Annotated in this window: 14 protein-coding genes and 2 tRNA genes; 10 read left to right on the forward strand and 6 right to left on the reverse strand. The window is 29.3% G+C overall.

Features of this window, described 5'->3' with window-relative positions; translation table 11 throughout:
- Positions 1–27: 27 nt before the first annotated feature.
- A complete protein-coding gene (locus tag BUA86_RS05750) occupies positions 28–1,242 on the reverse strand; it encodes a serine hydrolase domain-containing protein (protein ID WP_072930702.1) in 1,215 nt (404 codons plus the stop codon).
- Positions 1,243–1,327: 85 nt separating this feature from the next.
- Positions 1,328–2,071 (reverse strand): TrmH family RNA methyltransferase, encoded by a 744-nt coding sequence (locus tag BUA86_RS05755; RefSeq protein WP_072930704.1) that lies wholly within the window; start codon positions 2,069–2,071, stop codon positions 1,328–1,330.
- A gap of 5 nt (positions 2,072–2,076) precedes the next feature.
- Between BUA86_RS05755 and tamL the strand changes: the two genes are divergently transcribed.
- From tamL to BUA86_RS05785, 6 genes are all read left to right on the forward strand, one after another.
- On the forward strand, positions 2,077–4,677 hold the full coding sequence (gene tamL, locus BUA86_RS05760) for a translocation and assembly module lipoprotein TamL (RefSeq protein WP_072930706.1): 2,601 nt from the start codon (positions 2,077–2,079) through the stop codon (positions 4,675–4,677).
- A 39-nt stretch (positions 4,678–4,716) separates the two neighbouring features.
- Positions 4,717–5,784, forward strand: a complete 1,068-nt coding sequence (fbaA, locus tag BUA86_RS05765) for a class II fructose-bisphosphate aldolase (RefSeq protein WP_072930707.1) — start codon at positions 4,717–4,719, stop codon at positions 5,782–5,784.
- A gap of 40 nt (positions 5,785–5,824) precedes the next feature.
- Positions 5,825–6,673 carry an acetyl-CoA carboxylase, carboxyltransferase subunit beta gene (accD, locus tag BUA86_RS05770; RefSeq protein WP_072930708.1) on the forward strand — a complete coding sequence of 283 codons (849 nt, stop codon included), beginning with the start codon at positions 5,825–5,827 and terminating at the stop codon, positions 6,671–6,673.
- Positions 6,674–6,762: 89 nt separating this feature from the next.
- A tRNA-Gly gene (locus tag BUA86_RS05775) sits at positions 6,763–6,835 on the forward strand.
- A gap of 21 nt (positions 6,836–6,856) precedes the next feature.
- Positions 6,857–6,940: transfer RNA gene (locus tag BUA86_RS05780), tRNA-Leu, on the forward strand.
- A gap of 553 nt (positions 6,941–7,493) precedes the next feature.
- Positions 7,494–9,014, forward strand: a complete 1,521-nt coding sequence (locus BUA86_RS05785) for an enterotoxin A family protein (RefSeq protein WP_072930709.1) — start codon at positions 7,494–7,496, stop codon at positions 9,012–9,014.
- 130 nt (positions 9,015–9,144) lie between these two features.
- Here BUA86_RS05785 and rho read toward each other — a convergent pair whose 3' ends face one another.
- Complete coding sequence (rho, locus tag BUA86_RS05790; protein ID WP_072930710.1) at positions 9,145–10,761, reverse strand: transcription termination factor Rho; 1,617 nt, start codon at positions 10,759–10,761, stop codon at positions 9,145–9,147.
- 175 nt (positions 10,762–10,936) lie between these two features.
- Here rho and BUA86_RS05795 point away from each other — a divergent pair, with 175 nt between their 5' ends.
- Together BUA86_RS05795 and BUA86_RS05800 are read left to right on the forward strand one after the other, a co-directional pair.
- Complete coding sequence (locus tag BUA86_RS05795; RefSeq protein WP_072930711.1) at positions 10,937–11,350, forward strand: DUF4293 domain-containing protein; 414 nt, start codon at positions 10,937–10,939, stop codon at positions 11,348–11,350.
- Between the two features lie 455 nt (positions 11,351–11,805).
- The gene (locus BUA86_RS05800) at positions 11,806–13,989 is read left to right on the forward strand and encodes a glutamine synthetase III family protein (RefSeq protein ID WP_072930712.1); all 2,184 of its coding nucleotides are present in this window, start codon (positions 11,806–11,808) and stop codon (positions 13,987–13,989) included.
- Positions 13,990–14,103: 114 nt separating this feature from the next.
- On the opposite strand, the gene BUA86_RS05805 is transcribed toward BUA86_RS05800, so the two are convergent.
- Both BUA86_RS05805 and BUA86_RS05810 read right to left on the reverse strand, forming a co-directional pair.
- Entirely contained in the window at positions 14,104–15,000 is an 897-nt protein-coding gene (locus tag BUA86_RS05805; RefSeq protein WP_072930713.1) for a hypothetical protein, read from the reverse strand.
- Between the two features lie 115 nt (positions 15,001–15,115).
- On the reverse strand, positions 15,116–15,385 hold the full coding sequence (locus BUA86_RS05810; protein ID WP_072930714.1) for a hypothetical protein: 270 nt from the start codon (positions 15,383–15,385) through the stop codon (positions 15,116–15,118).
- 493 nt (positions 15,386–15,878) lie between these two features.
- On the opposite strand from BUA86_RS05810, the gene BUA86_RS05815 reads away from it, so the two are divergent.
- Both BUA86_RS05815 and prfA read left to right on the forward strand, forming a co-directional pair.
- Entirely contained in the window at positions 15,879–17,477 is a 1,599-nt protein-coding gene (locus tag BUA86_RS05815) for a T9SS-dependent choice-of-anchor J family protein (protein ID WP_083580312.1), read from the forward strand.
- Between the two features lie 109 nt (positions 17,478–17,586).
- Positions 17,587–18,678 (forward strand): peptide chain release factor 1, encoded by a 1,092-nt coding sequence (gene prfA / locus BUA86_RS05820; RefSeq protein WP_072930718.1) that lies wholly within the window; start codon positions 17,587–17,589, stop codon positions 18,676–18,678.
- Between the two features lie 71 nt (positions 18,679–18,749).
- On the opposite strand, the gene BUA86_RS05825 is transcribed toward prfA, so the two are convergent.
- A complete protein-coding gene (locus tag BUA86_RS05825) occupies positions 18,750–19,622 on the reverse strand; it encodes a DMT family transporter (protein ID WP_072930720.1) in 873 nt (290 codons plus the stop codon).
- Positions 19,623–19,753 lie beyond the last annotated feature (131 nt).

A 19,753-nucleotide genomic window follows, 5' to 3' on the forward strand; every position in this document is an offset into this window, starting at 1 on the left:
CTTCATTATAAAATGAAGGATTTTTTACTAACGGATTCTCAACGAATCTTTAGATGGAACTTTCATTGGATAAGTTCCTGTTAAACCAGCCAATCTAAAAGCTGCATAAATATTTTTATTTTGTTTATTACCTAAAGCAATTACTGTAAACTGATTATTTACATCGTGAACAAATACGGTATTGTTCCCGTGCCACCAACCATTGTGGTACAATAGTTTTTTACCATTATCATATTCCAACATACGCATTCCAAGACCATAATTCTTGTAACCTTTTTGCTCGTAACTGTATCCTTTAAAAGCTTCTTTTTTAATTTTACGAGGTAAAAAATCGTCCGAATACATTGCTATATCAAGCTTAAATAAATCTCTTGGTGTTGAATAAATATTTTTATCTCCGTACGTTCTATCAAAATCGTCCCAAGCCCATTCGTATCCATTGTATTTGTAAGATCTTGCAACAGTATCTTTATCTCTATCATACTCAAAAACAAATGTATTCTCCATTTCTAACGGATCAAAAACCATGTATTTCATTGCTTTTGGATAAGGCATTTTTGTTATTTTTTCTATCACTAAAGCCAAAAAAGCAAAATTTGTGTTCGAATAATAGAATCCTTTATCTGCAGGACGAATCTGTTTTACATTATGTTCTGCAAAAATATTCAACACATCTTGGTTAGAGATCGGTTTTTCACGATCCATCATTGCTTTTCTACCATTCCATAGAACATTTGCATAATTTGGTAATCCACTTCTATGATTCAATAAATTTCTTATTGTAATATCATCGTATGGAAAACCTTCTAAAATGGTATTTACTTTCTGATCAAGTTTAATTTTTTTCTTCTCGACTAATTTTAGAATTGCCATAGAAGTAAAAACCTTAGAAATTGACGCTATATGAATTGGAGTATTTTGTTTTATTTCTCTATTATGGCGTAAATCTGCCATTCCTTGGTATTGTTCAAAAATAATCTCTCCATTTTTTGCAACTAAAAATCCACCACTTACTTTACCATCTACCCAAAAATCTTTGTAAAATTTTGCAACTTGATTTTTGTATTGATTAATTTCTTCTGGTCTTGATTTTTTAGCTTTAAAATCTGCTCTCCAATCCAATGAATCGTATCGTAAAGCAAACGGATCTTTCTTTCTTGTTTCAATTACTTTCTCACTCTCCTTACTACAGCTTGTTAATGTTAGTATTGCTGAAGTAAGAATAAGTCCTATATACTTCATTTATATTTGTATTCTTTTGTTTGCCGCACTAAAGTAAAAATTAATTTAAAAATGAGTTAGCTTCATTCTCAATATTAAGTTTTTTTTATGATTTATTAGATATTTGAGATTTAAACTCTCCTAAAATAACACTTGTAGCAACAGCAACATTAAGACTTTCTGTAGAACCATTTTTACCAAAAAAAGGAATACTTAATTTATTCGTTGTTAGATTTTCTATTGGTTTAGAGATGCCATTAGCTTCATTTCCCATGACCAAAATTCCTTCTTGTGGTAATTTTTGTTCATATATGGATTCTCCTTCCATAAAAGTCCCGAAAATATTCCCTTCATAAGTAGATAAAAACGATTCAAGCTCTATATAATGAACTTTTACTCTCGTAAAAGACCCCATAGTAGACATAACCACTTTTGGATTGTACAAATCGACAGATTCTTTTGTACATAAAATATTTTCTACACCAAACCAATCGGCCAACCTTATAATAGTACCTAAATTCCCAGGATCTCTAATATCGTCTAAAGCAATCGTTAAACCGTTTAATTTTATATTTTCATCATTACTTGGCAATTCACATAAAGCTAAACCTACATTTGGAGTTGAAAGAAAACTTATTTTTTTAAGCTCTTTTTCATCTATATACGTTTTTTTAATAGAATTTTCATCTGGCCAAAAGTCCTCTGTTATAAATAATTCTTTAATTTTTATAGAACTTTTTATAACTTCACCAATATTTTTAACACCTTCTACGACAAACAAATTATATTTTTGTCTATATTTTTTAGAACTTAGAGATGTTATTATTTTTATAACATTATTTGATAACATAATTTATGCAAAGAAAAATTACAACAAATATAGCACTTATCTCCTGTTTAGGATTAGTTTTTTACAGCTGTAGTACAACAAAAAAAGTTCCTGAGGGTGAGTATTTGTTTGTAAAAAACAATTTTGAGTACGATAAAGAGGATCCAGATATAAAGAAAAAGAAAAAATTTATTGATAAAGATTTATCAAATTACGTAAAACAAAAGCCTGCGGCAAAGTTTTTAGGTTTTTTTCCTCTTTGGCAATGGGTTTACAATTGGTCTAATCCGAAATTTGATGAAACCTTTCAAGAATATTATCGTGTTGACGCTTCTATGCGTAATCAAAAACTATTGGATAGTTTATTAGTTAAAAATAATTTAGAAGAATATAAAGGTAAATCTCTATGGTTAGACAGGTTATATTATAACCAAGGTGAAGCACCAGTTTTACTAGATGAAAAACAATCTGAATTTTCTGCAAAAAATTTAAATCGATTATTTCATGATAAAGGATATTTTGACTCTAAAGTAAATGTAACCTATGATAAAGATTCTACAGCAAAAAAAGCTGAAACTTTATATAGTATTAAACTTGGAGAACCTTCTTATATCGAAACTTATTCTCAAAAAATTTCTGACAGTAAAATAGAAGAGTATTTAAATAGCCCTTTTGCTCAGCACCCTCTTGTTAATTCTGGAGATCAGTATGACTTTAGTAAATTTGAACAAGAAAGAGATCGTGTAATAGATTTATTAAAGAATTTAGGTTATTACGATTTTAATGACTCTGGAGAAGATTTATATTTTGAAGCTGACACTACAAAAAGTAATAAGCGCTTAGATATTTCGATGTATATCGATAAATATATTCAAGATACAATAAAGAAAGACACTGTAACTCCATTTACACAATATCGCTTCGGAAAAATTAATATCTATGCAGATTCTAGATCTCAAGTTGATGATGAAAGCAAATTAATAAAAAAAGAATACAAAGATTATAACGTTTTTTATACGCAAGAACCTGAATATAAACCTGCATATTTTACAGATGCTTTTGTAATTCGTCCAGGGCAATTATACCGTCAAAGACAAGAAATACAAACAAAACGTAATATTTTTAAAAGAGAAAATATCAATTTACATGGTTTTAAAATTAACAAACAAGATTCTATTTTAGATGTTGATGTTTTTTTTACACCTAAAAAGAGATACGATTTAAATCTATTCGTAGAAAGTTATGCTTCTCGATATATGAATTTTGCTATATCTCCTGGAGCAACTTTAACTTCAAGAAATTTATTTGGAGGAGGAGAGAATTTAGAAACAACACTTAAAGCAACATTAGGGTCTGTCAACAAAGATTTTTCTATTAACCAAAGTTTCTTAAATGCTTACGAAATTGCTTTAGAAACAAAATTAAAATTCCCTTATCTTCTAACTCCTATTAATTTAGAAAATATTTTACCTAAACGTTTTGTGGCAGAATCTGCCATACGTACAAATATTAGTACACAAAAAAATGTTGGTTTAGATAAAACAACTTATGGTTTTGGTTATGATATGGATATTTCCAGTTCAGAATTTCAACATAAAGTTTCATTGTTTAATACAGAATTTATCAACAACCGTCAAAGAGATCGATACTATGATGTTTTTACACGTGATAGAGATTTAAAAGATGGTGTTAAGAATTTATATTATGAATATAATCCATCAGCTCCTGTTTATGTTACAGATGATGAATTAACAAATGCAATTGTTGCTGACAGTGGCTTTCAAAATTCTTTAAGCGGAGAAAATGCACGTTTGTTTGTTGACTTTGAAAATATGTTATATCGAAAAGCAAACATTTCTCAAAATGTATTAATTAACTCGTTCATCTATCAATTTACATATAATCAAGAAAATTCTTTTCGTACAAGAAGTAACCCTTGGTTTATACAAGCAAGAATAGAGTTAGCGGGAAATTTATTGAGAGTATTAGATAAAACATTTGGTTTTAATCGTTCCGAAGATAATTTAGGACATAGTACAGGATTAATTTTTGGTATTCCTTACTCTCAGTTTGTTAAGTTTGATGTTGATGTTAGAAGAAAGTTTAAAATAGATTCTAATTCTAGTTTTGCTGCAAGATTCTTATTTGGTATTATACAACCTTACGGAAATTCTGATGCTGCACCATTTGTACGTAGTTATTCTGCTGGTGGTGCAAACGATGTACGTGGTTGGGCACCTTTAACTTTAGGGCCAGGAAGTAAACCTCGTGTAAATTCTGGAACACAAAGTTTAGAATTCGAAAGTTTAAAGTTACTTTTTAATGCTGAATACCGTTTTAATATGTTTGGAAGCTTAGAAGGAGCGTACTTTATTGATGCTGGAAATATTTGGGGAACAAATAAAGAAAGACAAGAGACTCTTTTTCAATTTAAAGATTTTTATAAAGAATTTGGTGTAGGATCTGGATTAGGTATTCGTTATCACATTGGTACTTTTGCAATTGTAAGATTTGATTTTGGTTATAAAATATATGACCCTTCATATCAAGAAGGAAAACGTTGGCAATTTGATAACTTTAATATCCTTAAACCAAGAATACATTTCGGAATTAATTATCCTTTCTAAAAAAACAACTATATTTGTTTCCACAAAAATACTAAGATAATGAGCAGAAAATTTCCAGCCGGTGTTGCTACCGGTTCATTAGTTCAAGATATCATCAACGATGCAAAAGCAAATCAATATGCTTTACCTGCATGTAATGTTATAGGTTCTGACACAATAAATGCTGCACTAGAAGCTGCAGTTGAGGTTAACTCTCCATTAATTGTACAATTTTCTAACGGAGGAGCTTCTTTCAACGCTGGAAAAGGTTTAAAAGGTGACAACCAATTATCTGCCATTAAAGGTGCGATTGCTGGTGCAAAACACGTACATACTTTAGCAGAAGCTTACGGAGCTACTGTTATTTTACATACAGACCATTGTGCAAAGAAATTATTACCTTGGATTGATGGTGTAATGGACGCTAATGAAGAACATTTCAATAAATATGGTAAAACTTTATTTAGTTCTCACATGTTAGATTTATCTGAAGAGCCATTAGAAGAAAATGTTGAGGTTTGTAAAAGATATTTAGAAAGAATGTCTAAAGTTGGTATGACTTTAGAAATGGAATTAGGTATCACAGGTGGTGAAGAAGATGGTGTAGACAACTCTAATGTTGATAATTCTTTATTATATACACAACCAGAAGAAGTAGCTTATGTTTACGAAAACTTAAAATCTGTTTCAGATAATTTCTGGATTGCAGCAGCTTTTGGTAACGTACACGGAGTTTACAAACCAGGTAATGTTGTTTTAACTCCTACAATTTTAGATAACTCACAGAAATACATTAACGAGAAATACGGAGTAGACAATGCTGTAAACTTTGTATTCCACGGTGGTTCTGGTTCTACTTTAGAAGAAATTAGAGAAGCTATTAGCTACGGAGTTATCAAAATGAATATTGATACAGATTTACAATTTGCATTTATGGAAGGTATCCGTAAATATTTTGATGCAAATGCAGATTATTTACAAGCACAAATTGGTAATCCAGAAGGACCTGAATCTCCTAACAAAAAATATTACGATCCACGTGTGTGGTTAAGAGCAGGAGAAGTTACTTTTAAAGACAGATTAATCCAAGCTTGCCACGATTTAAATAATGTTAATACTTTAGGATAATCTTTTTTAAGATTTTCCTAGTCAAATAAAAACAGATAGTATGCCTTGGTTTATTAGAAGCAAGAAAAATATTACAACACCTACAGAGTCTAAAAAAGACGTAAAGAAAGGTTTATGGTATAAAACACCATCGGGAAAAATTATTGAAACTGAAGAACTAAAAGCAAATGCATATGTTAGTCCAGAAGACGATCATCATGTACAAATTGGTTCTCAAGAATACTTCGATATCCTATTCGATGAAGGAAAATTCACAGAATTAGATGCTAAAGTAGAAAGTAAAGATCCATTAAATTGGACCGATACAAAACCATACAAAGATCGTTTAAAAGAAATCAAGAAAAAAACAGGTCTTACAGATTCTGTTCGTAATGCTACTGGTAAAATACACGGTAGAGATATTACTATTTCTTGTATGGATTTTAAATTTATTGGAGGTTCATTAGGATCTGTAATGGGAGAAAAAATTGCACGTGCAATAGATTATTCTATCAAACATAAAACACCTTTTGTTATTATTTCTCAATCTGGTGGAGCTCGTATGATGGAAGCTGCTATATCATTAATGCAATTAGCAAAAGTTGAAGCTAAATTAATTCATTTAGCAGATAATAACATTCCTTATATTACAATTCTTACTAATCCTTCTTTTGGAGGAATTACAGCTTCATTTGGATCTATTGGTGACGTTATTATGGCTGAACCAGGTGCTTTAATTGGATTCGCTGGACCACGTGTTATCAAAGAAACTATTGGTAGAGATTTACCAGAAGGGTTCCAAACTTCTGAGTTTTTACTAGAAAAAGGTTTTGTTGATATGATTGTTCATCGTAAAAAAATGAAAGACAAAATTAAGGAAGTAGCTGATATGTTAATGCCTATCAACTAATTATAATAAAGTGCAAATATATTCTGTAGATTTTATCCAAATTTGATTTGGATTATTAAAAATTGATTTTATATATTTGCACTCCTATTGCGAGAATAGCTCAGCTGGTAGAGCACGACCTTGCCAAGGTCGGGGTCGCGGGTTCGAGTCCCGTTTCTCGCTCTAACTTTTATAAGTTGGATTGCCTTGGTGGTGGAATTGGTAGACACGCAGGACTTAAAATCCTGTGTCCATTAGGACGTGCGGGTTCAAGTCCCGCCTGAGGTACTAAAAGCTCAAGAATTTATTTCTTGAGCTTTTTTTATTACTTTATATTTTACAGGATTTTTGCTGGATTTTTTGTCAGTTAGAAAGTTTTGCAAATGTTATAACACTATAATCCTTATCACAACTTTAAAAAAATAAGAAAATTTCTTCATCTATAATCGATAACAAGTACAACCTACTTCAAGCTGAATACTTCTATATCCAATAATTTCTTTTTTTGCTAATAATAAATTTTTCCAAACTTTAAAGGAAGAGCCCGTCTTTACTCAATTTATTAAAATAGTAGTAAACAACTTAAACCTGATTAACTGAAAACTTGTCTCATTCACAACCTGTTTTTTAAACGTTTTAAAATTAACTGTGCTTACTTTTACTAAACAAAACACACCATTAACCATTCATTTAATTATACTTAACTAACAATAAATCATTTTTTTTTTATCTTATATTAGTTAACAAGTTTAAGATTATTATTTATTTTTTTGGTAATTCAAATCTGATAATTCTCTTCAACCTTTTTACATTTAAAATAAATTTATAAAATTAAAAAAACATGAAAAAATTTCTATTACCTAGTATTTTCATATTGCTATTTTCATGCAATGATGAAGAAAATTTTATTACTAATGAAACAGAGAGTAATGTTTCACATAATAATATGAATAGACGTCACAATCCTCCACCTCGAATTGTATATCGTGCAGTAGGCGTAGGAGAAAGTCCCGATGAAATACGCAATGGTATTGTAGCACACGGAGTAGATGCATCAAGACCTGGTATTTTACCAGATATTAGTCTACTTAACCATGTAAGGGGATCAAGTACAGGAAATACACAAGATAATTCTGGGTATGTAGCCACTACTGAAATAATTACAGATGCCATCAATCGTATTGCAAATAGATATGGAGGAAATGGATATATTTACGCTATTAGACCTTCTGCTAATTTTATTGATGTAGATGGGACTTTGTTACATTATAATCCATATCCTCAAGAAAGAGAATGGGCTGCTTTAGGTCGAATTCAATTCCAACAAATTATTGGATGGCATAGAATTGATTTTGGAAGAATGGGACCATTTGAGAGAAATCCAGAATATGATGCAAGATTTGATTTAACTAATGCGGGTGGAGTTCAACCTCAATTAGCTGGATTCCCAGAAGGAGATCCAGCATGGTGTCAATTTCCTTGGAACGCATTTTCCATTGGCGGCGGCGGTAGCTGGCGCAGATCACATATGAACCAAAATAAGAGTAATGACCAATGTAGCCCTCAAAGAACAAATCAACAATATGCTGAAGAGTATTATAATCTTTATAAAAATGAGTTTTTGTACAATAAAAAGTATATTGGAGCAGCTGTAAATTTTGATATTTATAACTCAGCACAAACATCTATATTATTTAATGGTAAAAATTTTATTATTGATGATAACCCTACAAAAAAGCTTATTGACTCTCCAATAGGTTTTCCATCAACATTAGGTAAAAATGGTCTTAACTGGAGTGATATAGATGCAGCTGCATCATCAAGTTCAGGAGGAAAAATGTGGATTTTTAAGGGCAGTCAATGTGTTAAAATTGATACTAAATATAAAAATGGTTGGTTTCCAAAATATTATGAAGGATTAAAACCTATAGTAGAAGAATTTAAAATGTTAGCGCCTTATCCAAAATTTTCAAAAGATATAGATGCAGCTTTTGTTGTTGCTCAAAAAGACTATTTCCTGTACTTTTTTATAAAAAGTAATGAAATCATGATTCATAGTGATAGTAATATACCAGACGCATTAAAACGTCCTTTTAGAAATGGACCAATAACACTTCAAACATTTTTTAATTTAATGGGTTCTCCTGTAGATCGTTCAGAATATTTTGTAGCAGACATAGATGCCGCAACAGAAAGTAGTAATGGTTATAATGGGAAAAAAGCAATCATAACACTCTTTAAAAATAATAGGTATTTAGAAATTTCCTTTGACATAGGAAGCGATAATATACTAAGAGGTGATTTTACAGATAGAGGTTTTTTATCTGAACATGATAAATATAAAAAAGCTTTAGCTTTATAAAGTTTAGAGCGAATATTATTTAAAACAATCCTAAAATAATTTCTAAAATATATTTTAGAAATTATTCATCTATAAAAAAATAGCCATCTAAATCACTTTAGATGGCTATTTAAATATTATAATTAAAATCTTATCCGTTCATAGAAATTAAAAACTCATCGTTATTACGTGTATTTTTAATTCTGTTGTGTAAAAATTCCATTGCCTCTACAGGATTCATATCCGATAAATGGTTTCTTAAAACCCACATACGTTGCTGTGTTTTATCGTCTAATAATAAATCATCTTTACGAGTAGAAGAATTAACAAGATCAATAGCAGGGAAAATACGTTTATTCGCAATTTTACGATCTAATTGTAATTCCATGTTTCCTGTTCCTTTAAATTCTTCGAAAATTACCTCATCCATTTTAGATCCAGTATCAATTAATGCAGTTGCAATAATTGTTAATGATCCTCCATTTTCTATATTACGAGCTGCTCCAAAGAAACGTTTTGGTTTGTGTAATGCATTCGCATCAACACCTCCAGATAAAACTTTACCAGAAGCTGGAGAAACTGTATTGTATGCACGTGCTAAACGTGTAATAGAATCTAAAAGAATTACTACATCATGTCCACATTCTACCATACGTTTTGCTTTTTCTAAAACAATGTTAGCAACTTTTACATGACGATTTGCTTCTTCATCAAAAGTAGAAGCAATTACCTCTCCGTTTACAGAACGTTTCATATCTGTAACCTCCTCTGGACGCTCATCAATTAATAAAACAATTAAATAAACTTCTGGGTGGTTTTGTGCAATTCCGTTTGCAATATCTTTTAAAAGCGATGTTTTACCCGTTTTAGGCTGTGCTACAATCATTCCACGTTGTCCTTTACCAATTGGAGTAAAAAGATCTATTACACGGTTTGATAACGCTTTAGAATTACTTAAATTAAATTTTTCGTTTGGAAAAAGAGGAGTTAAATGCTCAAAAGAAATACGATCTCTAACGTAGTCTGGTGTACGACCATTAATTTCTTTTATTTTGATTAAAGGAAAATACTTTTCTCCTTCTTTAGGAGGTCTTACTTCTCCTGTTATTGTATCTCCAGTTTTTAAACCGAATAAACGAATTTGAGATTGAGATACATAAACATCATCTGGAGATGATAAATAATTAAAGTCTGAAGAACGTAAAAAACCGTAATTGTTATCTGGTAAAATCTCTAAAACACCTTCTGTACTGATAATTCCATCAAATTCATAATTCGCAGCGCGGTATTTATTTTTTTGATTGTGATGGTTGTTGTTATTGTTGTCATTATTTTGATGACGTTGTTCAGCTTGATTATTATTGTTGTTCTTCTTCTGCTGATTGTTTTGATTGTTTTTTCTAAGATCTTGTCCTTTATTGGATCTATCTTGAAATTTATTTTGTCGAGGATTATTTTCTTCCTTCTTTTCAGTAGGCTCTGCTTCTACTTTCTTTTCTTCTGTAATAACCTCTTTTTGTTCTTCAGCCTCTGGAGTAGAAACACGTTTACGTTTCTTATTTTCTTTTGGCTGATTCTCATTGGATTCAGAAGGAGAAGATTTTACTTCTTCTTTCTCTACAACTTTTGGTTGATTATCTATAAATGCTAAAACTGCATTAAGTAATTCACCTTTTTTTAATTTCTTATACCCGTCGATTTTTAATTGCTCAGCAACTTCCTGCAAATCTGGTAATTTGAACGATTTTAATTTTTCGATATCAAACATAATCCTATTGGTAAGGTATTAAATATGTTATTTTTTTATTATTCAGTAAAGTAATTGGGAATCATAACAATAGAATTGTTATAAAGCGTATAAATTTGAGATTTAATAATGCAATACTACGAATAATTATAAAAACTCAAAAAAAAACTTTACATTTGTAACTGAAATAAAAGAAATGATTCAAAGAAAGCAAAGTATATATTTATTCCTAAGCGGGATAATTTCGAGTATATTCGCCATGAATTTTGACAAACTGTTTGATATACAATTACAATGGTTATCTAATCCAGAAAAAGGAGATTATGTTTTTTCATTAGCCTTTTTCTTTTCAGCTTTAATTTCATTTTTAACCATTATGCTTTACAAAAAGCGTAGTTTACAAATAAAACTAGATTGGTTAAATATTATATTGAATGTTTTATTAATTGGTTCTTTTGTTTATAGTTTACTAACATTACCTGGAGAAAATAATTCTGAGAAGGGTATTTGGGCGTTAGTTCCTTTAGCTTCGATTGTGCTTCTGTCAATTGCCAATCGTTTGATTAAGAAGGATGACGATCTTGTAAAATCGGTAGACCGTTTCAGATAGACCAAAAACTTTTTATATTATGAGTGTCTAAAAGCAGTTTCAACTAGTTGAAACTGCTTTTTTTTATGCTTAATTTCAAATTATGATATGTGATCTTATAGTATCTAATAAACTCTATACTTTTTACATTATACTTTTTACATTATAAAGTTTCAAGTTTTTTTATTTTACCTACATCACGCGATAGGGATTGAAATGGAAATCCTTTTTACGTAGCGTGCTAGCGAAGTAAAAAGATTGTAATAAAAAGCCCAGCCCGAAGGGATCGCCCAAAGAATAACATTAATTAAACATAATAAATATAAAATTTTATTATTTTAATAGAATCCAACCCTCATAAAAAGCCATCTTAAAGTTAAGATTAATAAAAATATTCGTTAACCCCTAAAAAAATAGGGGCTAGTAATATTTTTTATTATATTTTTGTGTTGTCAAACAAAAAAACAATTAACTTAATGTCTACTTTAAGATTTAAAGCGTTAGAGAAAACTGTAAACAAACAAGCTGAAAAGATTGTTATAGAAGAAAAATTATCTACTCTATTCAATCAAAACGTATTTTCTTATAACACAATGAGAGAATATTTACCAAAATTAGCTTTTAAAGCTATTATTTCAGCAAAAGAAAAAGGAACTAAAATACCTCGTGAATTTGCCGATCAGGTTGCAACTGCAATGAAAGATTGGGCTATTTCTAAAGGAGCAACTCACTTTACACACTGGTTTCAACCATTAACAGGAACAACAGCAGAAAAACACGATTCGTTTTTTCGCCCTATAGAAGATGGTCGTGCAATGGATACTTTTGAAGGTTCTGCATTGGTTCAACAAGAGCCAGATGCTTCTTCTTTTCCTAATGGAGGTATTCGTAATACATTCGAAGCTCGTGGTTATACTGCATGGGATCCAACATCGAATGCATTTATAATTGGAACTACATTATTTATTCCATCTGTATTTATTTCTTATACTGGAGAAACTTTAGATTATAAAGTTCCATTATTAAGAGCATTACAAATTGTTGATGATGCTGCTACAGAAGTTGCTAAATATTTTGATAAAAATGTAACAAAAGTACAATCTACTTTAGGGTGGGAACAAGAGTACTTTTTAGTTGATTTAAATTTATATAATTCTCGTCCAGATTTACAATTAACTGGTCGTACATTAGTAGGACACTCTCCAGCTAAAGGACAACAATTAGATGACCATTACTTTGGAGCTATTCCTATGCGTGTAATGTCATTTATGCAAGAATTGGAAGTAGAATCTATGAAATTAGGTATTCCAATTACTACTCGTCACAACGAGGTTGCACCAAATCAGTTTGAGTGTGCGCCAATGTTTGAGGAAGCAAACCAAGCGGTTGACCACAATTCATTATTAATGGATTTAATGGGACGTATTGCTAAGAAACACGATTTTAAAGTTCTTTTACACGAGAAACCATTTGCTGGTGTAAACGGTTCTGGAAAACATAATAACTGGTCTTTATCTACTGATACTGGTGAGAATTTATTATCTCCTGGTAAAAATCCAAAGAAAAATTTACAGTTCTTAACGTTCTTCGTTAATACAATTAAAGCTGTTTCTGAATATGGAGATATGTTACGTTCTGCAATTGCAGAAGCTGGTAACGATCACCGTTTAGGAGCTAACGAAGCACCTCCTGCGATTATTTCTATTTTTATTGGTTCTCAATTATCTAGAGTTTTAGATGAATTAGAAAAAGTAACAAAAGGCAAATTATCTCCAGAAGAAAAAACTGAACTAAAATTAAATGTTGTAGGCAAAATTCCAGAAATTTTATTAGATAATACAGATCGTAATAGAACTTCTCCATTCGCCTTTACAGGAAATAAATTCGAAATTCGTGCTGTTGGTTCTTCTGCTAACTGTGCTGAGCCAATGACTGTAATTAATACAATTGTTGCAAAACAATTAAGAGATTTTAAAGTTGAGGTAGATGGATTAATTTCTGGTGGTTTATCTAAAGATGAAGCTATTTTTAATGTTTTACGTGAGTATGTAAAATCTTCTCGTCATATTTTATTTGAAGGTGATGGATATTCTGACGACTGGGTTAAAGAAGCAGAAGGAAGAGGTTTAAGTAACTATAAAACAACTCCAGAGGCTTTAAAATTAGAATTAGATCCTAAATATATTTCTATTTACGAATCGACTGGTGTACTTTCTGCACGTGAGGTTGAAGCTCGTAACGAGATTAAATTAGAAAAATATTCTACTAAAATTGCTATTGAGGCAGATGTTTATGTAGATTTAGCTTTATCTCAGATTATTCCTGCTGCTGTTAATTATCAAAATGTATTGGTGAAAAACGTACAAGGTTTAAAAGATATTTTTGGAGACGAGTTTAAAGAATTAGCTAAAGATCAAATTGATTTAATTAAGTTATTATCTACCCATATTAATTCTATTAAATCTGCAACTGATAAATTAGTAAAAGAATTGCAAAAAGCAAAAGCTACTACTAATCATCAGAAACAAGCAGAAGCATTTAGCAAAAAAGTTAAGCCATTATTTGATGATATTCGTTATAACTCTGATGAATTAGAGGAATTAATCGACAACAATTTATGGCCATTAACAAAATACCGTGAAATGTTATTTACAAGATAATTTGTAATATTATTTATAAAAATTAAAAACCGATGATTATCTCATCGGTTTTTTTTAGTTCAAATTTTCTGAATTATATAAAATCACTGATATAAAAACAATATATCTTAAATATTACATTGAATATAAATATTTTATTAAATCTCTTTCATTCCTTGTATCAGTATTAATTATACTATTTGAGCTTTTCAATAAATAAACGCCTTTTTTCTTGTAAATTTTATAGGATTTAATATTATCAATATTATACTTTACTTTATCCATATCATTATAAATATTATATAAAAAAGTTGGAATTACATAAGCAATCACAGGATAACCAACTAGACTAATTGTATTAGTAGATTTCACTTCTTTTTTATTAATCATTGAGAATTCTACTCTTGAATCAGATTCTTGTTCACTAAGAATATTTTCTTCATTAATAAAAGAATGATCCTCATAATTAATCTTATTAAATAAGTACATATTAAATTTTTTATTTATAGATCCTTTTAATACTTCATTATTTTTAAAATCTATATAATATGACGTATCATTTAAAACAATTGTACTTGAAAAATATTCAGTTTCATTTATAAATGTTGTATATACTATAGCGTCAAAATTATTTAATTTTTTAGTACTAGATTTTAAAAAATAAAAATTGTTATTTAATGAATCTTTTACATATAATGTATCATTTGAAATACGATTAAACTCAAAGTAAAATTCATGATGATGTTTTATAGGATTAAAATACATAACCTTTTTACTTTCAATTTTAAAATTAACTTTATTAGTTATAAACTTATTTTTTTTATCGAAAAACGCATTATAAAATAACAGACTATCATTTTCAAAAACCACATTACATGTTCTACAATCATCTGTAAAAGAAGTGTATGAAAATTGACTTATGTCACTAAAATCATTATACCAATATCCTTGTAGTTGTTCTTTTATTTTGGCATCCTTATATTTATTACAGCTAAATAAAAAAAATATTAATGTATAAAAAAAGTACTTCATAATTATTAATGTTTAATTTCCTCTCCATCAAAATACCGTGAAATGTTATTTACAAGATAATTTGTAATTATAGTTATATATAAAAATAGTTCTCAAAATTGAAGGCTTTTTTTATTTAATTAAGTTTCTTATAATTTTTAAAACTTTCTGGATTCTTTTTCCCTAAATTAATAAGCACTTCTTTTTTTGAATTATTTATATATTCAATTATTATAGTATCCTTTGAGTTATAAACAACTTTATACTTCCAATTATTAAAAATAAATAAATTACTTTCTTTATTAAAAGTCCATTCATTTGTCATCTTTACATCATTTATGACATCTTTAAACTCAGATAGTTTATTCGTAGAAAAATCAAAAATGCATATATCTATATTCTCCATTGGGTAAAAATTTATAACCATAGTTAATATTTTTATATGAGCTATTCATACTTTCATATTCATATATATACCAAAAAGAGTTATTCTCAGTTATTTTACTTTCAAATTCATTTTTATAACAGCTTGTTAGAAACAAATTAATTAAGATTAGGGGAATTATAGTAACCATTAAAATCGATAATATTTTCTTGAACACTTTTTTCCTAAGCATATGTATTACATTTTATTATCTATTAATCATTTTATTAAATTTAAAATCTAGGTTACTATAAACCAATAATAAAGAATACACCAATTGTATATATAGTTTTTTAAAGAAAAACACTACGATTTTAACCATTAATAATTATTGTTATTATATTTTATGAATCTAAGAAAATATTCACAAAATATTGTATCATAATACATAATTCATAAATTTTATTACACAATAGTGTTATTGTTAATTTATTTTTTATTAGATTTAATAATTAATTAACATTAAAACTTTTTTATGAAGAAAAACTTATACTCATTATTAATGGTATTTGCTGTTACAACTTTATCAGCCCAAGTAGGTAAAAGTCAATTAAATAACAACAAAACTTCTAGCCAATTAAAAAACGTTAAGAACTTAAATTCTAAACAATCGAATTCTAATAGTTCAAAATTCAAGAGATCGAAATCTGTCGCTAATTCTCATCCAAATAATCATACATATGCTAAAGCTAATGCAACTGTAATATGGTCGGATGATTTTAATGATTTAGATGTATCTGATTGGACAGTATATGATAAAGATGGTGATGGATATTTATGGTCTGCAGTACAATCTGTAGATGATGTAGGAAATCCAAGTGGAAGTCCGCTTATTACATCGGCTTCATATATTAATAATGTAGGTCCTTTAACTCCAGATAACTGGATTATATCTCCAGAGATTGATTTATCTGCTGTTACTGAAGGTCCAGTTACTTTAAAATATGGTGTTTTTGCATCGGATCCAGATTGGAATCAAGAAAATTATGCAGTTTACGTTTCAACAACAAATAATCCAACAAATGAAAGTGATTTTACACTTTTATTTACAGAGTTCGACTTACCAGGATTAGAAACTGAAAGAACTGTTGATTTATCTACCTATGCTGGACAAAAAATTTACATCACATTTAGACATTTTGATGTTACAGACATGTACCGTATTAATATTGATAATGTTTCTGTGGTAGCTGGAGTATCAGATGAGGGAGGTAATGGTGATCATTTATTCTATGATGGTTTCGAAACTTATAACAACTTTGATATTGGTGGAATTACAGAAACTGTTAATACTGGAAAAATTGGAGAATGGACACTTGTTGATATGGACGGACTATTTACTTATGGTTTTGAAGGTTCAACATTCCCTAACGCTGGAGCTACACAATCTTTTATTGTATTTAATTCTAAGGCTACAACACCAGCATTAACACCTTCAGCTGATTCTAATTGGACTGCAAGAACTGGAGATAAAACAATGACATCTTTTTCTTCTGTAAATGGTGTTAACAATAATTGGTTAATTTCACCAAACATTGCATTAGGAAGCTCTGATAATGTATTAACTTTTTATGCTAAAGCTGCAGATGTTGATTACGGTTATGAAGAATTTAAAGTATTAATTTCTACAACAGATACAGAATTAGCAAGTTTTACAGAAATAGCAAGCGAAGCAATAGACTCTAGTGTACAATTTGCAGAATATAAATATGATTTATCTGCTTACAATGGACAAAACATTCATATTGCTATTCAATCTATTTCTAACGATCAGTTCGGATTTATAGTTGATGATTTTACAGTAGATGGATCTACATTATCAACTTCTGAGACAAATATTAAAAATGTAACAAAGGTTTACCCTAATCCAGTTCAAGATTCGTTTAAAGTAGATTTTGGTACAAGTGTAGATAAATCAAAACTTTCATTAGATTTATTTAACATGAATGGAGTGAAAGTAAAATCATTTAAAAATGCAAATAGCTACGATATTTCTTCGTTACCAGCAGGAATATACGTTCTAGAAATAAATGATGGAAAAACGAAAACAGTGAAGAAAATTATTAAAAAATAATTTTTTTGACAATTCTAAAAATAAACCGGTGATATAATCATCGGTTTTTTTTAGTTCAAATTTTCTGAATCCCTTGATATATCGTATCTTTGCAAACCAATAATTGATTATGGCAGATTTAGGTCTATTAGATAAATTAAGAGCAATTAAACAGCGTTTCGATGAGGTGGCAGATTTAATCATCCAGCCAGACATTGTAACGGATCAAGCTCGTTATGCAAAATTAAATAAAGAATATTCTGATCTTAAAGATTTTGTAGAAATTCAGAAAACCTACGAAGGTTACATTAATGCAATAGAAGAAGCAGACGAAATTATAGCGGATGGTTCTGATGCTGAAATGGTTGAATTGGCTAAAATGGAAAAAGATGAAGCAATTAATGCGATTCCTCCATTAGAAGATGAAATAAAAATGATGTTAATCCCAAAAGATCCTGAAGATGATAAAAACGTTGTAGTTGAGCTACGTTCAGGAACTGGAGGAGACGAAGCTGCTATTTTTGTGGAAGATGTTTACCGTATGTATACAATGTATTTCAAAGAAAAAGGTTGGAAACATGAGGTTTTAAACATGTCCGAAGCATCTGGAAAAGGATACAAAGAATTGGTAATGCAAGTAGAAGGTAACGCTGTTTACGGAACTATGAAATATGAGTCTGGTGTTCACCGTGTACAACGTGTTCCAGAAACAGAATCTCAAGGACGTGTGCATACTTCAGCAATTACTGTTGCTGTTTTACCAGAAGCAGAGGAAGTAGATGTAGTTATAAATCCTGCTGATTTAGAATACCAAACATCTCGTTCATCTGGAGCTGGAGGGCAAAATGTAAATAAAGTTGAAACGAAAGTTCAATTAACACATAAACCTTCTGGTATTGTAATTGTTTGTCAAGAAGCGCGTTCTCAGTTAAAAAACAGAGAAAAAGCTTTACAATTATTACGTACTAAGTTATACGAAATAGAATTCGAAAAGAAACATTCGGAACGTTCTGCTCAACGTAAATCATTGGTTTCTACTGGTGACCGTTCTGCAAAAATTAGAACGTATAATTACCCGCAAGGTCGTGTAACAGATCACCGTATTAATAAATCTATTTATAATTTAGATAATTTTATGAATGGAGATATTAATGAAATGATTGATGCACTTAAAATGGCAGAAAATGCAGAAAAATTAAAAGGAGCTGAAGAAGATTTCTAGAATCAAGCTGCTTTAAAATAAATACAAAAAATCCATTTCTAATGAAATGGATTTTTTTATTATTATCATTTTTATTTACTTCTTTTTACAAAGAATAAAGATTGTAATACTACAGAAAGTATTACACAGCATACGCCAACATAAAACGAAGGAAGAACATTTTTTCCTTCATTAAAAAACAAGAAAGCTATAATTATCGAATAGATAGGCTCTAGATTAAAAGATAAATTAACCGTAAACGCAGAAATCTTACTTAAAACTTCTGTTACTGCTACATATAAACCTACTGTACAGAAGATGGATAATAATATTAAGTAAATAATATCTTCTACATTAGGAATTATATAAGAAGTAGGAAACACAAAAAGATAAATTGGTAATAAAACTCCAAGACCAATTGTTCCTCCTATCATTTGATAGTAATTTATAATTTTACTATCATAGTTACTTTTTGCTAAACGTTCATTATAAATCGTATAAAGAGCTCCTATAGCCGAAGATATAACTCCAAATGCAATTCCTAATTGATAAGAAGTATCAAAGTGAAATATTAAACTAATTCCTATTAATGTAATTCCACTTAAAATCATTTCTGATACAACAAATGGCTTTTTATTAATAAGTGGTTTAAATAATGCTGTAAAAAAACTTGTTAAACAATAACAAATTACACCAATAGATATCGTTGAATATTTGATACTCGCATAGAAAAAAATCCAGTGAGCTGTAATTAACAATCCTACTTTTGCAATACTTAATTTCTCTTTGGAATTTTTAAGTTTCTCAACTTTCAGAATTTTTAAAAGAATAAAAAGGAAGATGGCAGAGAAAAATAATCTATACCATGTTAATAATACTTCGTTTAAAGAGATTAGTTTACCGAAAACACCTGTGAATCCGGCTAGTATTACAGCGAAGTGTAATAACCAATATGATTTTTTCATAAAAAATTGTCTTATTCGTTCCAAGACTTGGAACAAATACCTTTATTATATTACTATTTAATTGTTTGTTTTTAGACACAGAAATACACCGGCTTTAATAAAAGTCAGATTTTCATATTTCTACATCAGTA

The sequence above is a fragment of the Chishuiella changwenlii genome (assembly GCF_900142565.1).
Classification (GTDB): domain Bacteria; phylum Bacteroidota; class Bacteroidia; order Flavobacteriales; family Weeksellaceae; genus Empedobacter; species Empedobacter changwenlii.

Bases quoted from the DNA above. Each gene is read 5' to 3' on its own strand.
- BUA86_RS05795 (WP_072930711.1), top strand. From the start codon at position 10,937: ATGATTCAAAGAAAGCAAAGTATATATTTATTCCTAAGCGGGATAATT.
- BUA86_RS05755 (WP_072930704.1), bottom strand. From the start codon at position 2,071: ATGTTATCAAATAATGTTATAAAAATAATAACATCTCTAAGTTCTAAA.
- accD (WP_072930708.1), top strand. From the start codon at position 5,825: ATGCCTTGGTTTATTAGAAGCAAGAAAAATATTACAACACCTACAGAG.
- tamL (WP_072930706.1), top strand. From the start codon at position 2,077: ATGCAAAGAAAAATTACAACAAATATAGCACTTATCTCCTGTTTAGGA.
- BUA86_RS05805 (WP_072930713.1), bottom strand. From the start codon at position 15,000: ATGAAGTACTTTTTTTATACATTAATATTTTTTTTATTTAGCTGTAAT.
- fbaA (WP_072930707.1), top strand. From the start codon at position 4,717: ATGAGCAGAAAATTTCCAGCCGGTGTTGCTACCGGTTCATTAGTTCAA.
- BUA86_RS05785 (WP_072930709.1), top strand. From the start codon at position 7,494: ATGAAAAAATTTCTATTACCTAGTATTTTCATATTGCTATTTTCATGC.
- rho (WP_072930710.1), bottom strand. From the start codon at position 10,761: ATGTTTGATATCGAAAAATTAAAATCGTTCAAATTACCAGATTTGCAG.
- prfA (WP_072930718.1), top strand. From the start codon at position 17,587: ATGGCAGATTTAGGTCTATTAGATAAATTAAGAGCAATTAAACAGCGT.
- BUA86_RS05825 (WP_072930720.1), bottom strand. From the start codon at position 19,622: ATGAAAAAATCATATTGGTTATTACACTTCGCTGTAATACTAGCCGGA.
- BUA86_RS05810 (WP_072930714.1), bottom strand. From the start codon at position 15,385: ATGGAGAATATAGATATATGCATTTTTGATTTTTCTACGAATAAACTA.
- BUA86_RS05815 (WP_083580312.1), top strand. From the start codon at position 15,879: ATGAAGAAAAACTTATACTCATTATTAATGGTATTTGCTGTTACAACT.
- BUA86_RS05800 (WP_072930712.1), top strand. From the start codon at position 11,806: ATGTCTACTTTAAGATTTAAAGCGTTAGAGAAAACTGTAAACAAACAA.
- BUA86_RS05750 (WP_072930702.1), bottom strand. From the start codon at position 1,242: ATGAAGTATATAGGACTTATTCTTACTTCAGCAATACTAACATTAACA.